Raw genomic sequence first — 22369 nt, 5'->3', positions numbered from 1 at the left:
CCGCGCCATGAGCGATTAAAGCTTACGCACGAGGCTGAGCTGAGCCCGCGCCTGGGAAACCAACCGATCGCGTAGCGCGATCGCGTCGTCTCCTGTGGCCAACTGCTTGAGGCTGCCTTCGAGCTGCGTGCGAGCCGCCTCGGCATCGAGCTTATCGAGCGGTGCGGCTCGGCCCGTGAGCACACTCACAACGTTATCGGCGACTTGGACAAATCCGCCATCGACGTAGTAGCGCGTTGTGACGCCCTGAGCCGTTAAGCGCATCTCGCCAAAACCCAGCCGACCGATCATCGGTGCGTGACCACGAAGGATGCCGATCTCGCCATCAAAAAGGGGCACGACCAGCGAATCGACTGTCGTCTGAACGACGGTCTCCTCGGGAGTAACAACGCTGACGCTCAAGGTTCCGATAGCTTCGGCCATGGTTAATGTTCTCTGCGGCTACGGCCGATCGTGAGAACCGTCACCCAAGACGGCCCCCGGTGAGAGCTGCTTGGGCTTCACTACTTTTGCTTCTTCTTCCACTGCTCTTCGGCCTGCTCGATCGGACCGACGTACATGAACGCGCTCTCAGGCAGGTGATCCCACTTGCCCTCGTAGATCTCGTTGAAGCTGCGGATGGTGTCGGCAATCGAGGTGAACTCGCCCGGTTTGCCGGTGAACACCTCGGCAACGTAGAACGGCTGCGAGAGGAAACGCTCCATCCGGCGGGCGCGGTTAACGACTTGTCGATCGTCTTCTGAAAGCTCATCGACGCCGAGAATGGCGATAATGTCTTGCAGCTCGCGGTACCGCTGCAGCGTTGTCTGCACGCGGCGGGCACACTCGTAGTGCTCTTTGCCCACGTACTGCGGATCAAGGATCCGCGAGGAAGACGCCAACGGGTCAACCGCCGGGTAGATGCCCTTCTCGGAGATCGAGCGCTCAAGGTACAGGAACGCGTCGAGCTGGCCGAACGCGGTGGCGGGGGCCGGGTCGGTCGGGTCGTCGGCGGGGACGTACACGGCCTGAACCGACGTAATCGCCCCGTTCTGAGTCGAAGTGATCCGCTCTTGCAGCGCGCCCATTTCGCTGGCAAGCGTGGGCTGGTAACCCACCGCCGAAGGCATACGCCCGAGCAGCGCCGACACCTCGGAACCGGCTTGCGAGAAGCGGAAAATGTTATCCACAAACAGCAGCGTGTCGGCACCCGTCGTATCGCGGAAGTACTCCGCCATGGTCAGCGCTGACAGCGCAACCCGCAGACGCGAGCCCGGCGGCTCGTTCATCTGGCCGAACACCATGCAGGTTTGATCGATCACGCTCTTGCCGGTGTCGCCGATCTTGGCTTCCTGCATCTCAAGCCACAGGTCAGTCCCCTCACGCGTACGCTCGCCAACTCCTGCGAAGACCGAGTAGCCGCCGTGCTGAGTCGCGATTCGCGCGATCAATTCGGTGAGAATAACCGTCTTTCCAAGACCCGCACCGCCGAACAAGCCGGCCTTACCGCCACGCACAAACGGCGTGAGCAGGTCAATCACCTTGATGCCGGTCTCGAAAATCTGGGTATCGGTGGCGAGGTCTTTCAGGGCAGGCGCGTCGCGGTGGATGGGCCAGCGTTCCTCCGTATGAACCGGGCCGCGGCCGTCGATCGGCTCACCGAGCACGTTGAACACGCGACCGAGCGTGGCCTGTCCAACCGGCACCGAGACGGGGCCGCCGGTGTCGATGACCTCTGCACCACGCACCAAACCGTCGGTCGAGCCCAGCGCGACGCAACGCACACGACCGCCGCCGAGCTGCTGCTGAACTTCACCCACCAGGTGAATTTCAACCCCCTTGTTCGTGGCGTCGATACGGACGGCGTTGTAGATCGGCGGCAGCGCGTTCTCGGGGAAGACGACGTCGAACGTCGAGCCGATGACCTGCGTGATGCGACCGTTAGTTTGTGTGGTGGTAGTTGACATGCTGCGGGGTTGGTTGCGTTGCTTGATGAAGGGAGTGGTTGGGACGCTGCGGGGAGGCAGGCCGCGGGGCCGGACGAGGCGATCGCGCCGGCACCGAGGATGGCAAGAGATAAGCCGCTGGCTTAGGGGCGCTGAAACGCCGCGTTAAGAGGCACCTCATCGCTTGCTCTCTCTTTTCCCCTTTGCTCCCTTCTCGAAGTCACAGTACGTATTGAGTAGCCGGTGTAAGTTGCTTAACTGAGTGCGTTAACACCGCCGATGAGGTCCATCAGCTCGTTGGTGATGCGACCCTGGCGGGCGCGGTTGTATTGCATGCTGAGCGACTTGATGAGGTCGTCCGCATTTTCGGTCGCTCCCTTCATCGCCACGCGGCGGGCGATCTGCTCGCTCACCGCCGTATCGAGGAAGCACTTGAAGAGCTTCACCTTGAAGCTGGTCGGTACGACTTCTTCGAGAATGCTCTCGGGAGAGGGCAAGAACTCGTAGGGAGTGTTAGCCGACGCGGAGTCAGCCTTCTCAACGTCGCCCAAAGAGCCCAACGGCAGAAGTGTTTCGACGACCACTTGCTGGCGTGCGGCATTCAAAAACCGAGTGTACACGACATCCAGCCGATCGAGTTTGCCCGCGGCAAACTCGTTCAGGTAGCGCGTGGCGATCGCTTCTACCTCGTCGAAGCGGGGCTTGTCCTCGAATTGCGTGAAGCCCTCAGCGACGGCAATACCACGGTAGCTCATGCCCGAAATACCGCGTTTGCCGCTCACCTCGAGTCGGCAGTTGGGCACGCTGGCCTCGAGCGCGTCCCACTGACGAGCCCCGGCCCTGATCACGTTGCCGTTGAAACCACCGCACAGGCCTCGATTGGCTGTTAAGACCAGGAGCGTGGCGTTTTGCTCATTGTCTCGCTTGGCGAGCAGCGGGTGGCTAACTTCGAGCCCCGTTTGCATCAGGTCGGCAACCAGCTGCGTGATGCGGTTCGTGTAGGCCGTTGCGGCCGACGCACGATCCATCGCCTTCTTGAACCGCGCGGTGGCGATCAATTCCATCGTCCGCGTGATCTTGCGGATGTTCTTGACCGACTTGCGGCGCTTATCGAGGAGGCGTGGGTTGGCCATGACGGGGAAGCGGGTTGGCGGCGCAGGACGCGAAGATCAAAACAGACGGGCGGATGATTAACTCATGGGTCTCGGCGTCATGCGCCAGCGAGTGCCACGCCCTCCGCCTTATCCAAGGCAGACGGTGCAACGAACTGGGTTTTGAATTCGGCAATGGCAGCGGTGATCGTTGCCGACAGATCGTCGCTGATGGCACCCGACTCGCGGATCTCGTTGCGAATCTCGGGCTTCTGATCGTGCAGGAAAGTGACGAACTGGTCACCAAAAGCGCCGATGTCGGTCACGGACACGTCGTCCAGGTGACCTTGGGTGCCCGCCAGGATCAGCAGCACCTCGTCTTCGGTCGCAAGCGGGGCGTACTGCCCCTGCTTGAGCAGCTCGACCATGCGGTAACCGCGGTCCAGCTTAGCCTGCGTGTCCGGATCGAGCTCGGTGCCCAGCTGGGCAAAGGCTTCCAGCTCGCGGAACGCGGCAAGGTCGAGCCGAAGTCCGCCCGAGACCTTCTTCATCGCCTTGATCTGGGCGGCACCGCCCACGCGGCTCACCGAGATACCGGCATTCATCGCCGGCTTCACGCCCGCGAAGAACAGGTCCGGCTGCAAGTAAATCTGACCGTCCGTAATCGAAATCACGTTGGTCGGGATGTAAGCCGAGACTTCGCCTTCGAGGGTCTCGATAATCGGGAGCGAGGTAATCGATCCGCCGCCGAGCGCGTCGGACAACTTCGCGGAACGTTCCAGCAGCCGGCTGTGGCAATAGAACACGTCACCGGGGAACGCTTCGCGTCCCGGTGGGCGACGCATCAGCAGCGACAACTCGCGATAAGCGACCGCCTGCTTGCTGAGGTCGTCATAGACCACCAGGGCGTGGCCGCCGTTGAACATGTACTCCTCGGCCATCGCCGTTCCGGAGTAGGGACCGATGTACTGGAGCGGTGCCGGATCGCTGGCTCCGGCCACAATCACCGTGGTGTAATCCATCGCGCCGCTATCGCGGAGCTTCTCGATCACACCGGCGATGGTCGATTCCTTCTGACCCACTGCAACATAGAAGCACTTCACGCCCGAAGTCTTCTGGTTGATGATCGCGTCAATCGCGATCGCTGTCTTGCCGGTCTTGCGGTCGCCGATGATCAGCTGACGCTGGCCGCGACCGATCGGGGTCATCGCGTCGATCGCCTTGATGCCGGTCTGCATCGGCTCGCCGACCGGCTGCCGCTCGGACACGCCGGTGGCGATCACCTCAACCGGACGACGCTTGGTCGTGTTGATCGGACCCTTGCCGTCCAGCGGGTTGCCGAGCGGATCGACCACCCGGCCAAGCAGTTCGTCACCAACCGGCACACTGAGCAGTTCACCGGTGCTGCGAACTTCTTCGCCCTCGGAGATCTTCAGGTAGTCGCCAAGAATAATGACGCCGACCGAGTTCTCTTCCAGGTTGAACGCCAGGCCAGTCACGCCTGTGGCGAACTGAACCATCTCGCCAGCCATGACGCCGCTCAGGCCATAGACACGAGCGATACCGTCGCCCACTTCCAGCACCCGACCGACCTCGCGGACATCGATCTTTGCGTCGTAGTTAGCAATTTCTTGCTGGATGACCGAGGCGATCTCGTCGCTGTTGAACTTCATCACAAGCTCTTTATTGTTTTTTGACAGGATCTACGGGTTCGACGGGATTGGCGAGGACCGTCTCTTGCCAATCGATTCGGCGAACCACGCTTAGCGCTACCCTGCGGTGGTAAACCGCAAGGGTTGGGTCTCGATTGCTTCAACCGTCTGCGCAACGATCGCCCGGTGCGCTTTGGCAAAAGCGGTTTGCACGGTGCCATCGAAGACCGTGTCGTCAACACGAATCTCGAGGCCCCCCACCAGCTCGGGTACCACCTCGACCGAGATCACCGGCTCGAAGCTGAGCTTAGCCCGAATGGCCGAGGCGATCTCGGTAACCAGGGCATCGTTGATCGGCGAAGCGACGCGGATACGCACGGCTTTACGGCCGCTAGCCTCGTCAAACAGCAGGCGGACTTGCCGAACCACCAGCCGCACGATCGGTAAGCGGTCGTGGGCCGTGAGGGTTTTCATCAGGTTGACAACCGACGGGGTGACCCGTCCGCCGAAAACCCGATCGATCATCGCCAAACGCTCTGCCTTATCAACGAATGCCGAGGAGATCGCGTGCAGAAACTGCGGATGTACCGCCAGCACCTCACGATCGATCGCCTCTAAATCCGCAACGGCCGTAGCATTTTGCGCGACGGCACCGAGAAACGCCTCGGCGTACGTGCGGGCGATCTGCTCGGCGGTGACGTCGAACACCGGGTTGTCGGCGGCGAAGTCAGACAAGGCGAAAGCGTCCGTGGCTAGAGCAAAGGTAACGAAAGCAAAACGATCGGCAGCATCTTCGTGGACCGGATCGATCGACGCTTATCGAAGCGATCCGGCGGAGCTAGTTTGAGCTGGGCCCGGCCTCGGAGAATCGGCCCAGCGCGTCACGGACGAGTTCCGCCTGACGTTCGGCGCTGATGTCCTGACGCACCACTTTGGCGGCCAAGTCGATGGCCAGTCCCGCACTGCGTTCGGCTAGTTGCCGAACCGCCACGTCACGGGCCTGCTCGATCTCACGCACGGCTCGCAACCGCTCCGACTCGGCAACCGCCTTGGCGTCAGCTTTGGCCTGAGCGATGGTGGCGTCGGCGTCACGACGGGCCTCTTCCAACAGGGCTCGGACTTCATCGGCAGCCCCAGCCAGTTTGGCTTGATGCTCGACAAGCAAAGCCTTTGCTTCTTCGTGCTTCTGGTCGGCGGCAGCCAAGTTGCCGGCGATCCCGTCCTCACGCGCCTGCAGACCGTCCATGATCGGCTTCCAGGCCACTTGGCTTAGGATCGCGAGCATCGCGAGGAAGACGACGAACGTCCAGATCGCGAGGTCGGGATCGGTGGCCAGCGGATCGGGGCCGCCTTTGGCTGCATGGGCATCGGCATCAGCGTGATCGTGCGCTGCTGCGTCGTGCGTATCGTCGGCCCCGGCAGCTTCCGCGTCAGCTTCTGCGGAATCGGCGGCAGCCGGCTTAACGGTTTCGGACTCTTCAGCCCGAACAGCGTTGCCAATGCTGCCCAAGCTTAAGGCCAGAGCAAACACCAGCGTTAGGAAACAGCGATCGATCATGATGCGATTCATGCGTACGAAGGAACGCAAACAGGCACGAGAAACCGAGCGACGACCACCGTCAACAACGGGGCAACGCTCAGCCAGAATCTCCGGGCTTACATCAAGAAGCCGATGAGGATCAGCGCGAAGAAGGTCGCACCCTCGATCAGGGCCGCGGCGATAATCATGCCGGTCTGGATGCCACCGGCGGCCTCGGGCTGACGGCTCATGGCTTCAACGGCCATGCCGCCGATCTTGCCGATGCCGAGACCGGCACCGAGGATCACGAGGCCGGCACCGATGCCCTTGCCAACAGCGTCGAGCGACATGCCAGCGGCTTCCTGAGCCGAAGCGGTCGAATTGATCAGCAGCAGGGCCAGGCAAGCGCTGGCGATGCGGAACAGGTTAGCCACGGGTGGATCTCCGTCGTTTCGAAAGAACACGTTGAGGGGGAGCGACCGGCCGGCCAGCGGGAAATCAGTGCGGATGCACCACAGCCCCGATGAACAGCGCGGACAAGAACACAAAGATGTAAGCTTGTAGGAAAGCAACGAACAGCTCGAGCAGGCTCAAAGCCGTCGCGCCCAGAACACTCGCCGGGGCCACGCCCCACCAAGCCACCGATCCGGCAGCGTACGCGATAAAGCCGAGCAACACCGCCAGCACAATATGGCCGGCCATCATGTTGGCGAGCAAACGTACGGCAAGCACCAAGTGCTTGATGAGGAGGCCCAGCAACTCGATCACGAAGATCATCGGCACCAGCAGCACCGCCACCGGGGCGGGTAGATCCATATGAGGCACTTGAACTTTCAAGAAGCCCGCGAAGCCGTATTTGACGATGCCGACGCCAACGACCGTGACGAACGTCATCAGGGCGAGCACAGCGGTGACGGCAAGCGAACCGGTCGGCGAACCCATCCAAGGGATCATGCCGAACAGATTGCAACCCAGCACGAAGAAGAACAGCGTCCACAGGAACGGCAGATAATCATCGGCGTCCTTGCCGCCAATTGCGGGGCGGGCCACCTCGTCGCGGATAAACACGCAGAAGGTTTCGAGCAGGTTGGCGAGCTTGCCCCGGGCCGCACCACCGCGGCGAATCTGGCTCGCGAGCCAGCCAAAGAGCACCACGCTGATGATGAGCACCAGGGTCTCGATGACCATGAATTTCGACAGGACCAAGTCGAGCGGAAGCAGCGACTTATCCAGTACCGCCACGCCCGTCTTGAGCTGAGCAACCGGCTCGTAAGCCGGGCCGTGACCATGGTCACTTCCTGCTACCGGCTTGGCTAAGGGTTGGGGCAGGTAGACGTGCCCGTCGGCCCCTTCGGCGGCGAAGCTCCGCGGCAGGTGAAAGTAGGGGGCGTCTTGGACGTGCTCGAACAGCACGTGCGGATCGAGCGGATTCTTGCCAGCTGCCATGCTTATGCTGCCTCTTCCCTGCTGACGACTTGAAGGGCAAGCCTTTGCGACGGATGCAGTTGCATCGCTCCGATCGCTTCACCTGCGATCAAGCTTAAGTAAATCGGCAACGCGATCAGCGCTACCAGCTTGGGTTCCAATCCCAGACCGGCAATCGCGATCAGCACTACCATCATTGCGCCGGTGGCCCGCACCAACATCGTAAACAGCATTCGTTCGAGCGAACCGAGTCCCCCGGTTAGCCAGGCAAGTGCCGCGGCCAAGGCCTCGGCCGCGCCATGCAGCCCGACAGCGATCAGCACACCTGCGACTGCCATACGGGTAGCCTCGACTCCGCCGAGCCAAGCTGCGACCACGATCACGACAGCGCCGATCCCCACCAGTGGGATTAGCGGTAAGGCATAGCGGCGATCGAGCAGGCTCGCCATCACAATCGAATCTGAAGGGGGGAGGAAAGGTCGAGGGTGGGAGGGTTGCGGTCGGGAAGGTTGCGGGCGAAGGCGGAAGCGAGGGGGGGGATTATGCGTCCCGTCTTGAGGGTCAGCAGGCCCGTTTGCTCACATTCCGCCACCGCCGGAGGGCGATCACAATGAAGCTGAAAACCCGCTTGCCGCTGCCGATTACTCCGCGTCCTGTTCGTTGTTTGGTTGCGACGGCTCGCGTTGCTTGGCAAGGTTGATGAGCTGCCAGAGCCCATACGTAAAGCCAAACGCGAACCCTAACAGCAGCAACACGGGACCTGACCCCAGCCGCCCATCCAGCCAGTAGCCCAAAAAACCGGGCACAAGCATCCCGATGGCGATCGAAACGCACCGCGACGCTAGCCGATGGGCACGGGCGATTGTCGATCGGCGGGAGCCTGCCACGAGTCCTCCAAGCGAGCCGTAGCGGCGGGTGCCACCCGAATTGCTGCCGTGCGAAGTATGGTGGTCGTCGATCTAACTCCCGTCAACGCCCCAAGATGGGAATTCGTGCTTTTTTTCACAAAGTCTTGAAGGGGGGTCGGCAAGGGGGCATGGTATCCCTCGCCAGCAAGCGGAGGCCTCTGCGGGAACGGGGGTTCCTCACGAGGCTGAGGGCTGGGTCTCCATTTACCATAAAGTCATTATATTAAACGACTTAAAAGACTTCACCCCCCACAGCTAGGCGCCTCCCCGAGGTTTTCTTGGAGCTGCGAAGAGGTCTTGTTAGAATAGGCAATATAAGTGTTTTAACCTGACCTTTCTATCTTCCTTCCCGCGCCTTCGTCTGCGTTTGGCTTCCCAAGCTGGTCGCGACTCGGTCTAGCCTCTCCCGCCAACGCATGTCAGTTCCTTCCGAATCGAACGAATTGCGTGCTCGAACGCGCAAGCAACTCGCAAAACTTGCGCAGTCCGCCGGCGTGCTCGGATGGCATGCGATGCGTAAAGAAGAGCTGATCTCGGCGCTGGTGAGCAGCAAGCGTGGCAGCTTGGTGAGCAACGGTCGCAAGACCTCGGCGACTAATTCCCCTAGGGCAGGCCAAACAACGCGGGGCGCGAGCGCAGCAAACATGCGGAGTGCCGGACAATCCGACTCGAAAGCGTCCGCTGCCAAGCTAGCACCCCCCCCTTCTGCCGCTTCCCAACGCATCAAAAAGCGGTTGGCAGAGTTGCACCGCAACCGTCATCGGCTGCACGATATCAGCACGATTACTTCGCCCACGACCGGCAGCAGTCCCGAGGCAGATCGCCTGCTGCTGCTGGTGCGGGACGCTTACTGGATTCACCTCTCGTGGGAGATCCAGCCGGCAACCGTCCGCCGCGCACAAACCGCCCTCGGTCAGTTTTGGCACTCGGCCGAGCCGGTCATCCGGCTGCATCGGCTCCACCCCAGCGGGGCATCGGCCGGATATCAACAAGTTACGATCCATGGCGGGGTGAACCATTGGTACATCAATGTCCAGGACCCGCCGGGCAGGTATCGGGCTGAAATCGGTTACGCGACTCCCGGTGGCAACTTCTACGGCATTGCTAAGAGCAACGAAGCGACGACCCCGACACACGAAGCGGCACGTTCACTTGCGGCCCAGTCGATGGACGACAACTGGACCGATGTGGCCCGTAACGCCGATCGGATCTACGCCATGAGCGGCGGCTACTCAGCCGACGGAGTCAGCCCCGAACTGCAAGAGGCGCTCGAAGGGCGGTTGAGGCGCCGGCTGGGCCGACCGACCGAGACGCGCTTAGGCCCCTCCGGTCCGATCACCGCCGACAACACGCTGCTAGAGCTCACCGCCGAGATGGTCGTCCACGGCCACGTCGCGCCCCACACGCATCTGACCGTCCAGGGCGAACCGGTTGAGGTCAGCCCCGAGGGACAATTTGCCGTGCGGGTTGCTATGCCGGACCGTCGCCAAGTCATCCCGGTCGTCGCGAGTTCGGCGGATGGGGTGAATCAAAAAACGGTCATCCTCGGTATCGAAAAGAACACCAAAACGCTCTCTCCTCCACGCCGTGAGAACGGCGTGCTCTAAACGGCCTTAAAGACCCGATCGAGTGGCTTGTCGACGGCGACCTTTAATGGATGGGGGGGGGAGGAACCGCATCCCCTCCGGTGGCCTTCTGCAGAAGGATTGCCGCGGGGATCGGTCTGATGAACGTAGGCCCCTTCGTGTAAGCTCGGGGACTTCCACCGAGCCCCCCGATCCCCGCTGCGCTGAGAGCCGTGAATCGCGATATCGCCCCGATCCTGCAGGAGTGGCCCTTCGATCCGGACGCGGCCAACGCCCGCGTCATTACGGGTCCGAACGGAGAGGAACGTATCCAACTGCGTGTTGACCTGGGATTGCTGCAGATGCACCGCGACGGCCGACCGGACGGTCTGCTAGTGGAGGGCTACGAGTCTTGGCTAGAGCTTCACGAAGCGCGGCTCCTGGAACATGAATCCGAGCACTCGGACGAGGCTCCCTACCAACTCGAGACCGAGGACTGTGCCGAGCTGGTTCGCGAAGCCGTTCAATACTACCACCGGTATGTCAGCTTCTGGAAACTCAAGCGTTACGAATTATGTGCGCGTGATACGGATCGCAACCTGCGGCTGATCCTGTTCGTGCGGGAGCACGCCCGGCACGATCGCGACAAGCTACAGGTCGAGCAGTGGCGTCCCTACGTGATCATGATGCACGCGCGAGCCGTCGCGACTCCCCTGCTGGACCTCAAGCAACACGAAGCTGCCGTTCGCGTTATCGACGCTGGCATCGAGCGCATTCGAGAGTTCCTTGCTCAGTACGGTCGCGAGGCTGACGCCGACCAGGTCAACGAACTCCGTTTTTTGCTACGCTGGCGTGAAGAGGTTGCGGACGACCTCGGGCATCAGCCGGGTTATCGTCCCTCGGGAGCGGATCGGCCGACCGATCCGGCGGCAAAGCTTCGCTCAGCGCTTACCATCGCGATCGAGCAGGAAGACTACGAAGAGGCCGCCCGTTTACGCGATGCCTTGCGTGCGTTCGACGAGCCGCAGCCGCCCCCAAGCTGAGAGGCGACTTGGCAAAGCGTTCGCTAGGTTCGCTAACGGCAGGCGTGCTCTAAAAATAAAAAGTCTCTCTCTTTCTGGCCCCCCTGATGTCTGCCGCCCCCGCCGCTGAGATCCTCGCTGCTCGGCTCGTCGAGACGATCCGGACTTACGGATCGTGCGCGGTAGCGTTCTCGGCCGGGGTTGATAGCGCCGTGGTGCTCAAAGCGGCACACCTCGCCTTGGGCGATCAAGCGCTTGCGGTCACCGGCGTGGGCCCCGCGCTGGCCGAAGGAGAGCTCGCCGCTGCGCAAGAGCTCGCCGCACTCCTCGGGGTCGAGCACCTCGCGGTTGCTACCGATGAGATCTCGGATGCGGGCTACATCGCCAACGCGACCGACCGCTGCTATCACTGCAAGACGGAGCTCTACACGCATCTTGAACGGGTCGCCCAGCAGCGCGGCCTGCGTGAAATCGCCAACGGCTCAAACACCGACGACCTGGGGGATTATCGCCCCGGTCTGCGGGCTGCCGACGAACGCCGCGTACGCAGCCCGCTCGTGGAATGCGGTATCGACAAAGCGGACGTGCGACGACTCGCAGCGTACTGGGAACTTCCCGTGGCTGAAAAACCCGCGGCCCCCTGCCTTGCCAGCCGCCTCGCCTATGGCGTGCAAGTCACCCCCGAGCGGTTGGCTCGCGTCGATGCCGCGGAGCGCTACCTGCGGCAGCTCGGCCTCCGCGAGGTACGAGTCAGACATCACGCCGATGATCTCGGACGGATTGAGGTGCCGCTCGAGTGGATCGCTCGGCTCGCAGAGCCCGCGGTCCGCGAGCCACTTGTGGCCGAGCTTACGCGGCTAGGATTCAAGGCCGTAACGCTTGACCTCTCCGGCTTTCGCTCGGGTAATCTCAACACGCTGGTGCCGCTCGAAACGCTGACGCGTAGCGCCGCACGCTAGAGCGCGTTTTAGATAGCCGTAAACCGGTTCATTGTGCCTCGCTACCGGCGGGCACTCCGTTTTCCGACTCCGTTCGAGAAACCTGTTTGCCGGCGGGTGCGTCGGCGGTTGGCTCAGTGCGGGGCAAGGCGCTCTCACGCATGCGGAACACGATTCGGTCGCCCCGGACCTCAACACTTTCCAGCGTGCTGATCAGCCGAGCTGTTTGGGGGTCTTCTTGCAGGTCCTCGGCGAGGTTCTTCTCCGCAAGGGCGTCGAGCACAAATTGGGGCAGGCGTTTGCCTTTGACCGCGGCATCGACAAGGTGCACTTTGAGCACACCGTTCTCAAGTCGCACGGTGAGCTTGGCGACGGCGTTAAGGAACCGCCCGCCCGCCATCGGGATACCATCGGTAGGGATGCTGACCTGCCCCTCGATCTGCCCCTCGGCAATCGACACATACAACCGACCGCGCAGCGTGGGATTGCTGGCGATCAACGTGTTGAGCTCCTGCGCGCTGAGCGAGAGCTCACGCTCCAACTGTTTAGGCTGATCGACGGCTGAATCCGGGTCCCGGGGTACTTCTTTGGGAGCCGGGGCGGGATCAACTTCCGCGTCTGGAGGCGGTATGTCAGCGGGCAGCTTGGTGCTTTTTTCGACCGCCCCGCTAAAGATCTCGATCCGCTTTTGGATCCGCACCACCTCGGCCGGATCCGTTTTCTCAACGGGCAAGGGCATCGGCTCTTCGGCCGTGTACTCCTGAAGCTGCCCTCGCGCGACGTAAAACAGCGTCCCCGCCGCGATCACGGTCCCTAACAAGCCCACCAGCAAAACGCCCAGACACCCATAGACCACACAGCCCCAACCTGCCTTACGAGATGGTGGCGGATCACTCTGCGCAGGCACCTCGCTGGATGCCGTTACCTTCGAAGCATCGCGGGCCGCGTCTTCAGCCAGCTGGGCGTACGGGTTCGTCATCACGTTTACTCGTTGCGTCTTGGCGGGCCAGCAGAGCGCTCTAGTGATTTACACTAAGGTGTTGAACACTGATCTCGATAGCTGACGATCCTCCCACGATACCACGCGAGCCAGAAAATGGGGCCAACGCCGACCAACGAGCCCTCGGCATCGCGCCGCGACGACTTGGCGCTGCGGCGCACGTCGCTGGCCAACGAGCGAACCTTGCTGGCATACGTTCGCACGGGCATCATGCTGGCAGCCTCGGGCGTCACGCTGATCAAACTGCCGGGCTCGACGCCAACCGACCGCACACTGGCAGCCGGGCTGTTGATCGGAGCCGTGGTGGTGCTGCTCTTTGGCGGACGCCGCTTTCGACAGGTTAAGCGCAGCCTTTAGGCCAGCGTGGTCAGCCCCGTCACCTTCCTCAAGACTCTCCGGCCACAGCAGCTGAACGGCTCAGCCAACGCGCTGCAGCGCCTCAGCGAGCCACTTGGCGGTGTGGCCCACGCCTGCCTCGGCAATCTGCTCGGGCGTTCCCGCGGCCACGATGCGTCCACCGCCCACACGCCCGGGGGCCGGATCGCCGCCGTCGGGGCCGAGGTCGATAATCCAGTCGGCGACGCGCATCACGTCGAGCTGATGCTCGATCACGACGACCGTGTTGCCCGCTTCGACCAAGCGATCCAGCACACCAAGCAGCCGATGGATATCGGCCACGTGGAGCCCCGTGGTCGGCTCATCCAGCAAATAGAGCGAGTGTCCTTGGCGTAGCGCCCCCTCGCGGCCGTTGGCAGCGAGTTCCCCCGCGAGCTTGATCCGCTGTGCTTCGCCCCCCGAGAGCGTGTTGGCCGGCTGTCCGAGCGACAGGTAGCCCAGCCCCACTGCTGAAAGGGCCTCGAGCGTGCCATGGATCATCGGCACATCCGCGAACAATTCGCAGGCGTCGTCGATCGGCATCCCCAGCACCTCTGCGATCGAATGCCCTCGATGCTTAATCGTGAGCGTCGGTCGGTTGAATCTTGCTCCACGGCAAGCAGAACAAACCACATACAGGTCGGGCAAGAAATTCATCTCGATGCGCTGCTGGCCTTGGCCCTGGCACTCTTCGCACCGCCCCCCCTTCACGTTAAAGCTGAACCGACTCGCCTTATACCCGCGTTGTCGGGATAGCTTGTTACGGGCGAACAGCTTCCGAATTTCTTCGAAAACGCCCGTGTAGGTCGCCGCGTTGCTCCGCGGCGATCGGCCGATAGGCGATTGATCCACCATGACGAAGCGCTCGATGGCTTCGAGCCCGGTCAGCGACTCGTACGGGCCTGGTTTGGCGGTGGCTCCGTTCAACTCGCGCGCGAGCGCCCGCGCGAGTGTGCCCATTACCAATGAGGTTTTTCCGCTGCCGCTTACCCCCGTGACACAGACAAACTTGCCGAGCGGCACGCAGAGCGGGTCTCCTTGTAGGTTGTTGCGAGTGGCACCGCTCAGAGAAAGCACCGGCGCTGGGGCCTCGGCTATTGCTTTGCCCTGGGCGGATTTGGCCGATATGGCGATGCGCCGGCTGGCTGGCGTCGGGATACGCTCGGTGCCGCTCAGATAACGTCCGGTTACCGAAGCCGCGTCGGCAGAAACCGCTGACAAGCTCCCCTGCGAGACAATCTGCCCGCCACGTGTTCCGGCCCCCGGGCCGACATCGACAATCCAATCGGCCGCGCGGATCAATTCCTCATCGTGCTCGACAACGATCACGGTGTTGCCCTGCTGCTGCAGCTCGCGCAGCGACTGAATCAGACGGTGGTTATCACGCGGATGCAGGCCGATCGAGGGCTCATCGAGCAGATACATCACGCCGACCAAACCGCTGCCCACGCCCGTTGCCAACCGAACGCGCTGCAACTCTCCGCCCGAGAGCGTGCTGGCCCCCCGGTCGAGCGTCAGATAGCCAACCCCTGACCGTGATAAAAAATCCAGACGCCGGAGAATCTCTCGAACCAGGGGGCTGGCGATTGCCCTCCGCTCCTGGTCTTGATCCTCCGATCCCCGGTCTGACTGAGGCATGGCATCGGGCTCCGCGCTCGCCAACCATGCGATGGCATCTTCGATGCTCATGGCATTGAATTCATGAATCGGCTTGCCCGCAAACCTCGTTGCTCGGCCGACCGGTCCCAATCGCGTGCCCCCACAAGCGGAACAGGGCGTCGGCCCGCGGAACGCGACCAGCCGATCGCGCGTTGCTTCTCGCTTGGTTGCTGAGAGTTCTTGTTCGAGCAACTCGAACACACAACTCAGCTTGCCTCCGGTGCCCCTCAGGAGTTTGGCCACCGCATTGGCAGGGGCCTCGGCGAGGGGCTGCTCGGGATCGATCCCGATCTTTTCCAGCAACGGCATGAGCTGCTTCAGTCGCTTCTGTTTGCCGATAGCGCTCAGGGTTCGCCACGGTGCGATCGCCCCGCCAGCGAGCGAACGCGCAGCATCGGGGAGCACTAGCTCGGCGTCAAAAGATTCCACCTCGCCCAAGCCCTCACAAGCCAGGCAAGCACCGTACGGACTGTTGAAGCTGAACGTACGGGGCTCAACCTCAGCCATGCCGGCCCCACAACCGGGGCAAGCGTAGCGCGTGTTGAAGAGACGTTCTCGCCAGCCCTCAGGGGACGCTGCGGGCACCGTGCTTTCCGCTCCCTGCGCATGCTGCCGATCTTCGGGCGTCTGGTACACAACACGCACGACTCCCTGTCCGTGCTTGATGGCAAGCCGCACCGACTCGGCTAGTCGCGACTCAATCCCTTCACGCACGACAATGCGGTCCACCACCGCCTCGATGTCGTGGAGCTTCTGAGCGGTCAGTTCGGGAACGTCTTCAATCGGATAAGTCACGCCATCGACCCGGACGCGGACAAAGCCGGCTTTGCGGGCCTCGTCGAGCACTTCGGCATGCTTTCCCTTGCGACCCCGGACAAGCGGTGCCAGCAGCATGACACGCGACTCAGCGGGCAACGTAGTAATCGCGCGCTCGATCTCTTCGGGGGCCTGTTGGGCGATTGGTTCATTGCAGTCGGGGCAGGTCAGCTCGCCCGCGCGGGCATAGAGCAAACGCAGGTAGTCGTGTACTTCGGTCACCGTGCCGACAGTGCTACGCGGGCTGTGCGTTCCCTGCGATTGGTCGATCGCAACGGCGGGTTGCAATCCCTCAATGCGATCCACATCGGGCCGATCGCGACCGGTAAAAAACTGCCGAGCGTACACGCTCAAGGAGTCGATGTACTGGCGTTGGCCTTCGGCCAGCAGCGTATCGAAAGCGAGCGAGCTCTTGCCGCTGCCGCTCACGCCCGTGATGACCACCAGCCGGTTGCGTGGCAGATCGATATCAACGTTGCGCAGGTTGTGTACGCGTGCTCCACGGATGCGGATCGCGTCTGGACCGATCGACGAGCTCGCAGCGGTAGACACGGCAGGCTTCCCTGGCGACCCCAGCGGGGCGGGTACAAACCGTCGAGCCTACCCCGCAACCAACGGCTGCTCAACGCCCTAACCCCGGCGAGCCCCTCGTGAGGGGCAAGCCCTGGCGTGGTATGGTCGGTGGCATGAGCACCCCCGCGTCACCCTCCGACGGCCTGCTAGCGATCGATATCGGCAACTCGCGCGTGAAGCTCGGGTGGTTCGCGAACCCGAGTGCTTGCGTAAGCCCGCCGCAGACAACGGCTCTGCCGATCGCATCCAGCCCTTTGCCCGAACCGGGCGAGACACTCAGCGGCTCCGCTGCCGAATTGCTCGCCGGACCGCTAGCGGAATGGCTCGCGAGCCTGCCGGCCGAGTCGCTACAAATCGCAATCGCAAGCGTTTGCCCTGCCATCAGCGAACCGTTTGAAACGGCGGTTAGCACCGCACTAGCGAACGCCGGAATCGGTTTCACTGTCTTACGTCTGACCAATAGCGCGGCTCCGCTCACCATCGACGTCGAAGCTCCCGCGCTGGTTGGAGCCGACCGGATCGCTGCCGCGGTCGCCGCCAACTGCCTCCGCCTTGCCGACACTCCGGTGATTGTGATCGACATCGGCACCGCCATCACGGTGGACTTGATCGATAGCAAAGGCGTGTTCCAGGGCGGGGCGATCCTGCCTGGCCCGACGCTGGCCGGTGCCGCTTTGGCAGAACGAACGGCCCTGCTGCCGAAGGTGTTGCCCGGCGAACTGGATCGATCCCCTGACCCCGTCGGACGCAACACAGAAGCCGCGTTGCACGCGGGCCTATACTGGGGAGCGGTCGGAGCGCTCCGCGAGCTGATCGCCCGACAGCGCGATCGGTTGCCACGGCCTCCGCAGGTGTTGCTCACCGGCGGCGCGGCACCGGGGTTCGCAAGATTGATCGGGGGGCCTGACTACACGGTCCGCCATGTGCCGCACCTAACGCTGGCCGGAATCGCCCTTTCCGCCACCATGGTTGATACGGCTCCCGTCAGCGATCCGCCAACATGACCGATCCGCTCACGACCGCACGCCTCGTCACTGCCGCGGGACGCAGCGCCGTTGCCGTCGTGCGGGTTGAAGGTCCGGAAGCGATCGCGACGATTGACCGCTGCTTCTGCCCGGCCGGTAACGGCAACTTGGCTAGCGATACGCTCGATCGCATCCGCTTCGGGGTTTGGCGTTCCACGGGCGAAGAGGTCGTCGCCGTGCGTGTGGGCCATGCCGCCGCTGAGATTCACTGCCACGGTGGCGTTGCGGCACCGGCAGCGGTCCTCCACGCGCTGGCTGAGCTGGGGGTCGCGGACCGCATGGTAGAAGATACCCCGGCACCTTCGCGCTCCGCTGAAGCCGACGCCCTGCGTGCTCTCCGCGAGGCTCCCACCCAACGCGTGGCGGGCGTGCTTCTCGATCAAGCATCGGGAGCCTTCCGCGATGCGATCCGCACGATCAATGAACAGCTTGCCCTCGAAGACGTTGGGGGAGCGCAACGCCGGGTACAACAACTGCTCTCGCACCGCCGGCTTGCCGAGCGGCTTCTCACCCCTTGGCGTGTGACACTCGCCGGGCCGCCGAACGTGGGCAAGAGCAGTCTGATTAACCTGCTAGTGGGCTATCAGCGCGCCATCGTCTTCGATCGTCCTGGCACAACCCGCGACGTGGTAACCGCCACCACGGCGATCGATGGCTGGCCGGTCATGCTTGCCGACACGGCCGGACTGCGCGCTAGCGACGATCCTCTCGAACAGGCTGGCGTGACGCTCGCCGAAGAAGAGATCGCCGCGGCCGATGTGGTGGTGCTGGTACGCGACGCGCGGGAAGCAATCGACAAAGAGATCCTCGGCCAAGTCGCCAAGGGGGTGCCCGTGATTCGGGTCGCCAACAAATGTGATTTGGCTCCTGCGGCAAAACTTGCCCCGGAAGAAATCTCGACCGCCGCCGTGCAGTCCTTCGGAGTCGAAGCGCTGCTCCACGCGATTGGCGAAGCGTTGGCTGACGCCAGGGGCGCGGCGGCACCGCAACCTGGCGAAGCCGTTCCGTTGGGGGCGTGGCGGTTCGAGTCGCTAACACGAATCGAACGCGCGATCGCGACGGGTGACCTGCAATCCGCGGCCAAGGGGCTGCTAGCACTGCTATCCGCCTAACGGTTTTAACGATTAGGCAAGAGTTGGGGGGTACCGCTGTCGATCTATGACTGATAGGTCGCAAGCTGCGCGCCGGGTTCGCTTTCTCCCTCACGTCTGAAGTCTGGTTGTTGCTATGCGTATTTTTTGCCTGCTGACAGCGCTGACCGTGCTTACCTCACTGGCAGGAGCCGCTTCGCCAACCGCGCTGGGTCCCGCCCCCGCAATCGGGTTGTCGCAGGGCACCGCAGCGATGCAAGCCTACAGACGCGGCACGCCACCTCGAAACGCCATGGAGTACTACGGCGTGGTGCAGGCCGCTGCGCAGGGACCGGCCGGCGTGCCATCGAGTCGGGTAACGCGCTCCACAACGGGCAACTCTGCCGTTGGTGGTGCCATGGGCAACAAGCCGTTCGTTGACGCGTCGTCCACGCCCACGCTCAGCCCCTACCTGAACCTCTATCGCGAAGATGGTGGCCAGGCGGCCCCCAACTACCACACCTTCGTTCTGCCTCAACAGCAGCAGAACGAGTTGAACCGTCAGCAGTCACTTCAATTGCAGCAGCTCCGCCGTCAGGTGCGTCAGACGCAGTACACCTCGCCCGCAGTCAGCGGCGCTAGCGGAAGCTTCAACAACACCGGGCGTTACTACCAGCAATGGCGCTGAGATGCCGAAGAGGTGTCCGGTTCGCGCAAGCGACGCGGCGCAACCTCAGCTAACGCCCGCGCCCTCTCGTTTCTACGGGAAAACGAGCAGGCCGAACGCATCTGGCGAGTCGGGGCTCGTGCTCGTGGACCAGGGTGTGCTCGCCCCGGTCGGATCGATGCGCTCGACGGCCACCGCCCACGCGGCTCGCTCAAGTTCCTTCGGATCGGTGAGCGATGCGAGCGCGACCGCGGCCTCGATCCGCCAAGCCGCACCGTCGGCCTGACGGGCAACGAACCAATCGGGCCGCCAGTGTCGATCGCCCCAGAGCGCATCGTGGGTAAAGCCGCGGCAGTCCACGGTTAGTTCGTAGGCCGTGGTGTAGTCACGATCCAGATCAAGCCGGATATGGACCCGATCGAAGCCGCGTAGATCCGCATCGCGGGGTCGCGGCGATTCATCCGAGACAGGCGGGGAGTCGATCGCGGCATCAATCGCGGCATCGATGGCTAGGTAAAGAAACGCGTCGTCGCGCACCAGACGGAGCGTCGCTCCGCCCCGTTGCGGATCCCCCAGCGGGATCTTGTCGGCATCCTTCCAACAGTTCTCGCTCAAAACCCCGTCAAGCAACGGCCGCCTAGCGGTTCTACCGCACGAAACAATCGGTTTCTCGGGGGGCAGGCGTTTGGCGTCCACCAGCCATTGCTCAGCGGTTGCAGCCCGGAGCCACCCCCAGTCGACCGACTGATTCGCCAGCAGCAGTGCGGTCTTCTGAGCTTCGGCACCGAATCCTCGCGCACGCTGCGCGGCGGCACCCGCCATTCGAACGCTCGGGTCGGCGTGCAACGCCGGACGGTCCGAGCGAAGGAACCGTTCCAAGGCACGCGCCCGCTCGCGGCGATCTTCGAGCGAGAGATTCCCCCCCGACGATGGAGCGGGCAGTGATAGGGCCGTGGCGGATTCGACATTCAACAGCGCAGCCGGGCCTTGCGACGAAGCGGCCTGCTGCGCGATCGCGGTCCAACCACATTCGGTGCTCGCGTAGTAGCGCACCAGCCACACCAGTGCCGCATCGGCCAGGGGTTCCCCCGGATACCGGCGCGCCAACAAGAAGCGCGTTTCGGCCGCGGTATCGGTTCGGCCGGTCGCCTGATAACCGCGCGCCAACTGATCGAGCAGGGCTGCACCAGCGGGGGGATCGAGCCCCGCGGTAAGATCGACCACTTGGCCCGACCAGGAGAGATCCCCCTGTGACGTCGCCAACAGACGCTCCAGGTTACGGCGCCGCTGCGCTAACCGGCGCAGATCGTCGAGCTGGCCCGTCGGGGGGGCTGCCAAAGGCCTACGATCGGGCCCCCCGTGGGGCACGCCGGTCGCATCGCCCAGGTCACCCCGTCGGCCCGTTACCGGCCGGCCGGAAAGGACGGACCATTCGAGCGCTGCGGGGGCCTCCAGGCGTTGCTCGCCCAGCACACCTCGCGTGTCCTCACACCATTGGGCGCTGGTCTGACCGAGGGCCGCCACAAAGTCGCCGGTTGAGAAGCGTCCACCTCCCGCAGGCGGTGGGCCGATTCCGCCGTACGACGGGCCCACCCGCAAGACATGCAGCGGGGGGGTGATCGTGAGCCCCCATTCGTCGAGCACCGCCAGGCGCGCTTCTGGCACGCTGTTCATCGGACCGATCGTCTCGGTTAGCCAGTCCGCCAGCCCGGCAAATTCTTGCGGGGTTGCCGCCGGCAGCGTCAAAACTGACGGCCGATAGATCGCCAACAAACGGAACATTTCACGGCGCGCAAGCTCCCCTGCCTCGCCGTCGATACGGCTGGCGAGCAGCTCGGCAAGGGTCCGCTCGTTCAAGCGTGACTCCTCCTGATCGAGCGGCAAGCGCCACCCCAAACTCAGCGCGTTGACACCAAGGCGCCGGGCAGCCTCGGCCATGCGCGCCGATCGATCTGCCGCCAGCTTGCTCTCGGTCGGCGCAAGCGGCGACGCGATCACGGTCCGACGGGCACCAGCAATCGCTGTCGCGGCGATCAGTTCGGCGGGGATTTGCTCCTCGGCACCAACCACCGATAAGACCGCCGCGTGGCGTCTTTCGCCCCGCTGCGAGATCCACGTGGCACCCCCGTCGGTGGTTGCCAAGACCACGCCAAACTCACCGACCGCCCAGCCATTATGCTGATCGACAAAGCAGATCGCGCACAGCGGAGTCGTCACTCCGGTGTTGCTGTGCGACCAGCTAGCGCCCGCGTCGTGTGTTTGTAGCACGATCGACCCCGGCGCACCGGCGATCCACGCATGGGGACCGTCGGCCTCTACGGCCCGCCAGTCAAACCAATCCGCGAGCGTCTCGGGCGGTTCGGACAACGGGGCCCGCCAGGTTCGGCCCGCGTCGCGCGACTGCCGAACCAGTGCGCCATCTCCTACGAGCCAAGCTTCGGTCTGTGACGACCAGCGTACGCCGTGATAGCCACGCCGATCGGTAGCGGTTGCGGCGGCCTCGACACGGCTGGCGACCAGACGGCCAACGGCTCCGCGTGCGCCCACCAATAACGCCGCTTGCTCGGCCCCCGTGCCAACAAAATCGGCAGCGTTCCAGCGCCACGTACGGTCCGTCGTCGTGGCGTTCCAGCTGCGTCCGCCATCGTTGGTGATGAACACGCCTGACGGCGAGAACGACGAGCCCGCCCCCGCGGCGATGCCATGCTGATGGTCGAAGAATCGCACCTCGCTCAAGGCCGGCAGCGTCGGCTGTGGAAGCAGCGACCAAGTGCGGCCACCGTCCTTGGTACGGAGCACGACACCGATCGAGACACGTGTGTGCGGCTGCACCAATCCGCCAACGGCCCAGCCTCTTCGCGCATCGATAAACGAAACGCTCTGCAAAGCGCCTTCGATCGGAGCCCCCTGGCGGCTCCAGGTGCGGCCCCCGTTGTCGGTAGCGAGGATCACGCCGCGATCCCCCACAGCCCAGCCCTGCAGCGCATCGATCATCTCGATCGCGTTGAGCGTGGCGTCTTCGGCGAGAACCTCGTCGAGGGTCGGCGTGGGGGCGGCGATCGCCAAGCGACTTGCCGCCAACAACGCGACGGCACAGCCAGCAAGAATTGCGGTCAATCGTAGATGGGGCGTCACTGCG

Annotated in this window: 20 protein-coding genes; 7 read left to right on the top strand and 13 right to left on the bottom strand. The window is 63.4% G+C overall.

Translation table 11 applies throughout. From position 1 onward, the window contains the following. Positions 1 to 15: 15 nt before the first annotated feature. From atpC to Pla111_RS03040, 10 genes are all read right to left on the bottom strand, one after another. Positions 16 to 423 carry an ATP synthase F1 subunit epsilon gene (gene atpC / locus Pla111_RS03085; protein WP_146571232.1) on the bottom strand — a complete coding sequence of 136 codons (408 nt, stop codon included), beginning with the start codon at positions 421 to 423 and terminating at the stop codon, positions 16 to 18. 80 nt (positions 424 to 503) lie between these two features. Next, the gene (gene atpD, locus Pla111_RS03080; protein WP_146571230.1) at positions 504 to 1946 is read right to left on the bottom strand and encodes a F0F1 ATP synthase subunit beta; all 1443 of its coding nucleotides are present in this window, start codon (positions 1944 to 1946) and stop codon (positions 504 to 506) included. 233 nt (positions 1947 to 2179) lie between these two features. Next, positions 2180 to 3058 (bottom strand): ATP synthase F1 subunit gamma, encoded by an 879-nt coding sequence (gene atpG, locus Pla111_RS03075; RefSeq protein WP_146571228.1) that lies wholly within the window; start codon positions 3056 to 3058, stop codon positions 2180 to 2182. Positions 3059 to 3135: 77 nt separating this feature from the next. Then, the gene (gene atpA, locus Pla111_RS03070) at positions 3136 to 4689 is read right to left on the bottom strand and encodes a F0F1 ATP synthase subunit alpha (protein ID WP_146571226.1); all 1554 of its coding nucleotides are present in this window, start codon (positions 4687 to 4689) and stop codon (positions 3136 to 3138) included. Positions 4690 to 4785: 96 nt separating this feature from the next. Next, positions 4786 to 5403 carry an ATP synthase F1 subunit delta gene (atpH, locus tag Pla111_RS03065; protein WP_197524702.1) on the bottom strand — a complete coding sequence of 206 codons (618 nt, stop codon included), beginning with the start codon at positions 5401 to 5403 and terminating at the stop codon, positions 4786 to 4788. Between the two features lie 103 nt (positions 5404 to 5506). Next, entirely contained in the window at positions 5507 to 6238 is a 732-nt protein-coding gene (locus tag Pla111_RS03060) for an ATP synthase F0 subunit B (RefSeq protein WP_146571222.1), read from the bottom strand. Positions 6239 to 6324: 86 nt separating this feature from the next. Further along, positions 6325 to 6537: an ATP synthase F0 subunit C gene (locus Pla111_RS03055; RefSeq protein ID WP_146571580.1), complete on the bottom strand. Its 213-nt coding sequence runs from the start codon at positions 6535 to 6537 to the stop codon at positions 6325 to 6327. Positions 6538 to 6685: 148 nt separating this feature from the next. After that, positions 6686 to 7633 (bottom strand): F0F1 ATP synthase subunit A, encoded by a 948-nt coding sequence (atpB, locus tag Pla111_RS03050; RefSeq protein ID WP_146571220.1) that lies wholly within the window; start codon positions 7631 to 7633, stop codon positions 6686 to 6688. Positions 7634 to 7635: 2 nt separating this feature from the next. Then, a complete protein-coding gene (locus Pla111_RS03045) occupies positions 7636 to 8061 on the bottom strand; it encodes a hypothetical protein (RefSeq protein ID WP_146571218.1) in 426 nt (141 codons plus the stop codon). A 192-nt stretch (positions 8062 to 8253) separates the two neighbouring features. Further along, complete coding sequence (locus Pla111_RS03040; protein ID WP_146571216.1) at positions 8254 to 8499, bottom strand: AtpZ/AtpI family protein; 246 nt, start codon at positions 8497 to 8499, stop codon at positions 8254 to 8256. Between the two features lie 437 nt (positions 8500 to 8936). On the opposite strand from Pla111_RS03040, the gene Pla111_RS03035 reads away from it, so the two are divergent. The 3 genes from Pla111_RS03035 (at position 8937) to larE (ending at position 12066) form a co-directional block, all read left to right on the top strand. Next, on the top strand, positions 8937 to 10127 hold the full coding sequence (locus tag Pla111_RS03035; protein ID WP_146571214.1) for a DUF4912 domain-containing protein: 1191 nt from the start codon (positions 8937 to 8939) through the stop codon (positions 10125 to 10127). A 191-nt stretch (positions 10128 to 10318) separates the two neighbouring features. Then, a complete protein-coding gene (locus Pla111_RS03030) occupies positions 10319 to 11128 on the top strand; it encodes a UvrB/UvrC motif-containing protein (RefSeq protein ID WP_146571212.1) in 810 nt (269 codons plus the stop codon). A gap of 86 nt (positions 11129 to 11214) precedes the next feature. Then, positions 11215 to 12066 (top strand): ATP-dependent sacrificial sulfur transferase LarE, encoded by an 852-nt coding sequence (gene larE / locus Pla111_RS03025; RefSeq protein ID WP_146571210.1) that lies wholly within the window; start codon positions 11215 to 11217, stop codon positions 12064 to 12066. Between the two features lie 28 nt (positions 12067 to 12094). Here the strand turns inward: larE and Pla111_RS03020 are convergent, their stop codons facing one another. Next, complete coding sequence (locus tag Pla111_RS03020) at positions 12095 to 13024, bottom strand: hypothetical protein (protein ID WP_146571209.1); 930 nt, start codon at positions 13022 to 13024, stop codon at positions 12095 to 12097. A gap of 117 nt (positions 13025 to 13141) precedes the next feature. Here Pla111_RS03020 and Pla111_RS03015 point away from each other — a divergent pair, with 117 nt between their 5' ends. Next, positions 13142 to 13402, top strand: coding sequence for a YidH family protein (locus tag Pla111_RS03015; RefSeq protein ID WP_146571207.1), 261 nt, complete (start codon positions 13142 to 13144; stop codon positions 13400 to 13402). A 60-nt stretch (positions 13403 to 13462) separates the two neighbouring features. Here Pla111_RS03015 and uvrA read toward each other — a convergent pair whose 3' ends face one another. After that, positions 13463 to 16447 carry an excinuclease ABC subunit UvrA gene (gene uvrA, locus Pla111_RS03010; RefSeq protein ID WP_231930611.1) on the bottom strand — a complete coding sequence of 995 codons (2985 nt, stop codon included), beginning with the start codon at positions 16445 to 16447 and terminating at the stop codon, positions 13463 to 13465. Between the two features lie 134 nt (positions 16448 to 16581). Between uvrA and Pla111_RS03005 the strand changes: the two genes are divergently transcribed. The 3 genes from Pla111_RS03005 to Pla111_RS02995 all read left to right on the top strand — a co-directional run bounded on the left by Pla111_RS03005 (position 16582) and on the right by Pla111_RS02995 (position 19251). Next, positions 16582 to 17472 (top strand): type III pantothenate kinase, encoded by an 891-nt coding sequence (locus Pla111_RS03005; RefSeq protein ID WP_197524701.1) that lies wholly within the window; start codon positions 16582 to 16584, stop codon positions 17470 to 17472. Continuing rightward, positions 17469 to 18605 (top strand): GTPase, encoded by a 1137-nt coding sequence (locus tag Pla111_RS03000; protein WP_146571203.1) that lies wholly within the window; start codon positions 17469 to 17471, stop codon positions 18603 to 18605. The genes Pla111_RS03005 and Pla111_RS03000 overlap by 4 nt, the downstream gene beginning before the upstream one ends. Positions 18606 to 18720: 115 nt before the next feature. Next, a complete protein-coding gene (locus Pla111_RS02995) occupies positions 18721 to 19251 on the top strand; it encodes a hypothetical protein (RefSeq protein ID WP_146571201.1) in 531 nt (176 codons plus the stop codon). A 72-nt stretch (positions 19252 to 19323) separates the two neighbouring features. Here the strand turns inward: Pla111_RS02995 and Pla111_RS02990 are convergent, their stop codons facing one another. Then, positions 19324 to 22365, bottom strand: coding sequence for a YCF48-related protein (locus Pla111_RS02990; protein WP_146571199.1), 3042 nt, complete (start codon positions 22363 to 22365; stop codon positions 19324 to 19326). Between the last annotated feature and the right edge of the window lie 4 nt (positions 22366 to 22369).

Origin of the sequence: Botrimarina hoheduenensis, assembly GCF_007859815.1 — a bacterium.
Taxonomy (GTDB): Bacteria; Planctomycetota; Planctomycetia; order Pirellulales; family Lacipirellulaceae; genus Botrimarina; species Botrimarina hoheduenensis.
The sequence above is the reverse complement of the archived record's forward strand: the minus strand, read 5'-3'. Positions and strand labels throughout refer to the sequence as shown.

Bases quoted from the DNA above. Each gene is read 5' to 3' on its own strand.
- atpC (WP_146571232.1), bottom strand. From the start codon at position 423: ATGGCCGAAGCTATCGGAACCTTGAGCGTCAGCGTTGTTACTCCCGAG.
- atpD (WP_146571230.1), bottom strand. From the start codon at position 1,946: ATGTCAACTACCACCACACAAACTAACGGTCGCATCACGCAGGTCATC.
- atpG (WP_146571228.1), bottom strand. From the start codon at position 3,058: ATGGCCAACCCACGCCTCCTCGATAAGCGCCGCAAGTCGGTCAAGAAC.
- atpA (WP_146571226.1), bottom strand. From the start codon at position 4,689: ATGAAGTTCAACAGCGACGAGATCGCCTCGGTCATCCAGCAAGAAATT.
- Pla111_RS03060 (WP_146571222.1), bottom strand. From the start codon at position 6,238: ATGAATCGCATCATGATCGATCGCTGTTTCCTAACGCTGGTGTTTGCT.
- Pla111_RS03055 (WP_146571580.1), bottom strand. From the start codon at position 6,537: ATGTCGCTCGACGCTGTTGGCAAGGGCATCGGTGCCGGCCTCGTGATC.
- atpB (WP_146571220.1), bottom strand. From the start codon at position 7,633: ATGGCAGCTGGCAAGAATCCGCTCGATCCGCACGTGCTGTTCGAGCAC.
- Pla111_RS03045 (WP_146571218.1), bottom strand. From the start codon at position 8,061: ATGGCGAGCCTGCTCGATCGCCGCTATGCCTTACCGCTAATCCCACTG.
- Pla111_RS03035 (WP_146571214.1), top strand. From the start codon at position 8,937: ATGTCAGTTCCTTCCGAATCGAACGAATTGCGTGCTCGAACGCGCAAG.
- larE (WP_146571210.1), top strand. From the start codon at position 11,215: ATGTCTGCCGCCCCCGCCGCTGAGATCCTCGCTGCTCGGCTCGTCGAG.
- Pla111_RS03020 (WP_146571209.1), bottom strand. From the start codon at position 13,024: ATGACGAACCCGTACGCCCAGCTGGCTGAAGACGCGGCCCGCGATGCT.
- Pla111_RS03015 (WP_146571207.1), top strand. From the start codon at position 13,142: ATGGGGCCAACGCCGACCAACGAGCCCTCGGCATCGCGCCGCGACGAC.
- Pla111_RS03005 (WP_197524701.1), top strand. From the start codon at position 16,582: ATGAGCACCCCCGCGTCACCCTCCGACGGCCTGCTAGCGATCGATATC.
- Pla111_RS03000 (WP_146571203.1), top strand. From the start codon at position 17,469: ATGACCGATCCGCTCACGACCGCACGCCTCGTCACTGCCGCGGGACGC.
- Pla111_RS02995 (WP_146571201.1), top strand. From the start codon at position 18,721: ATGCGTATTTTTTGCCTGCTGACAGCGCTGACCGTGCTTACCTCACTG.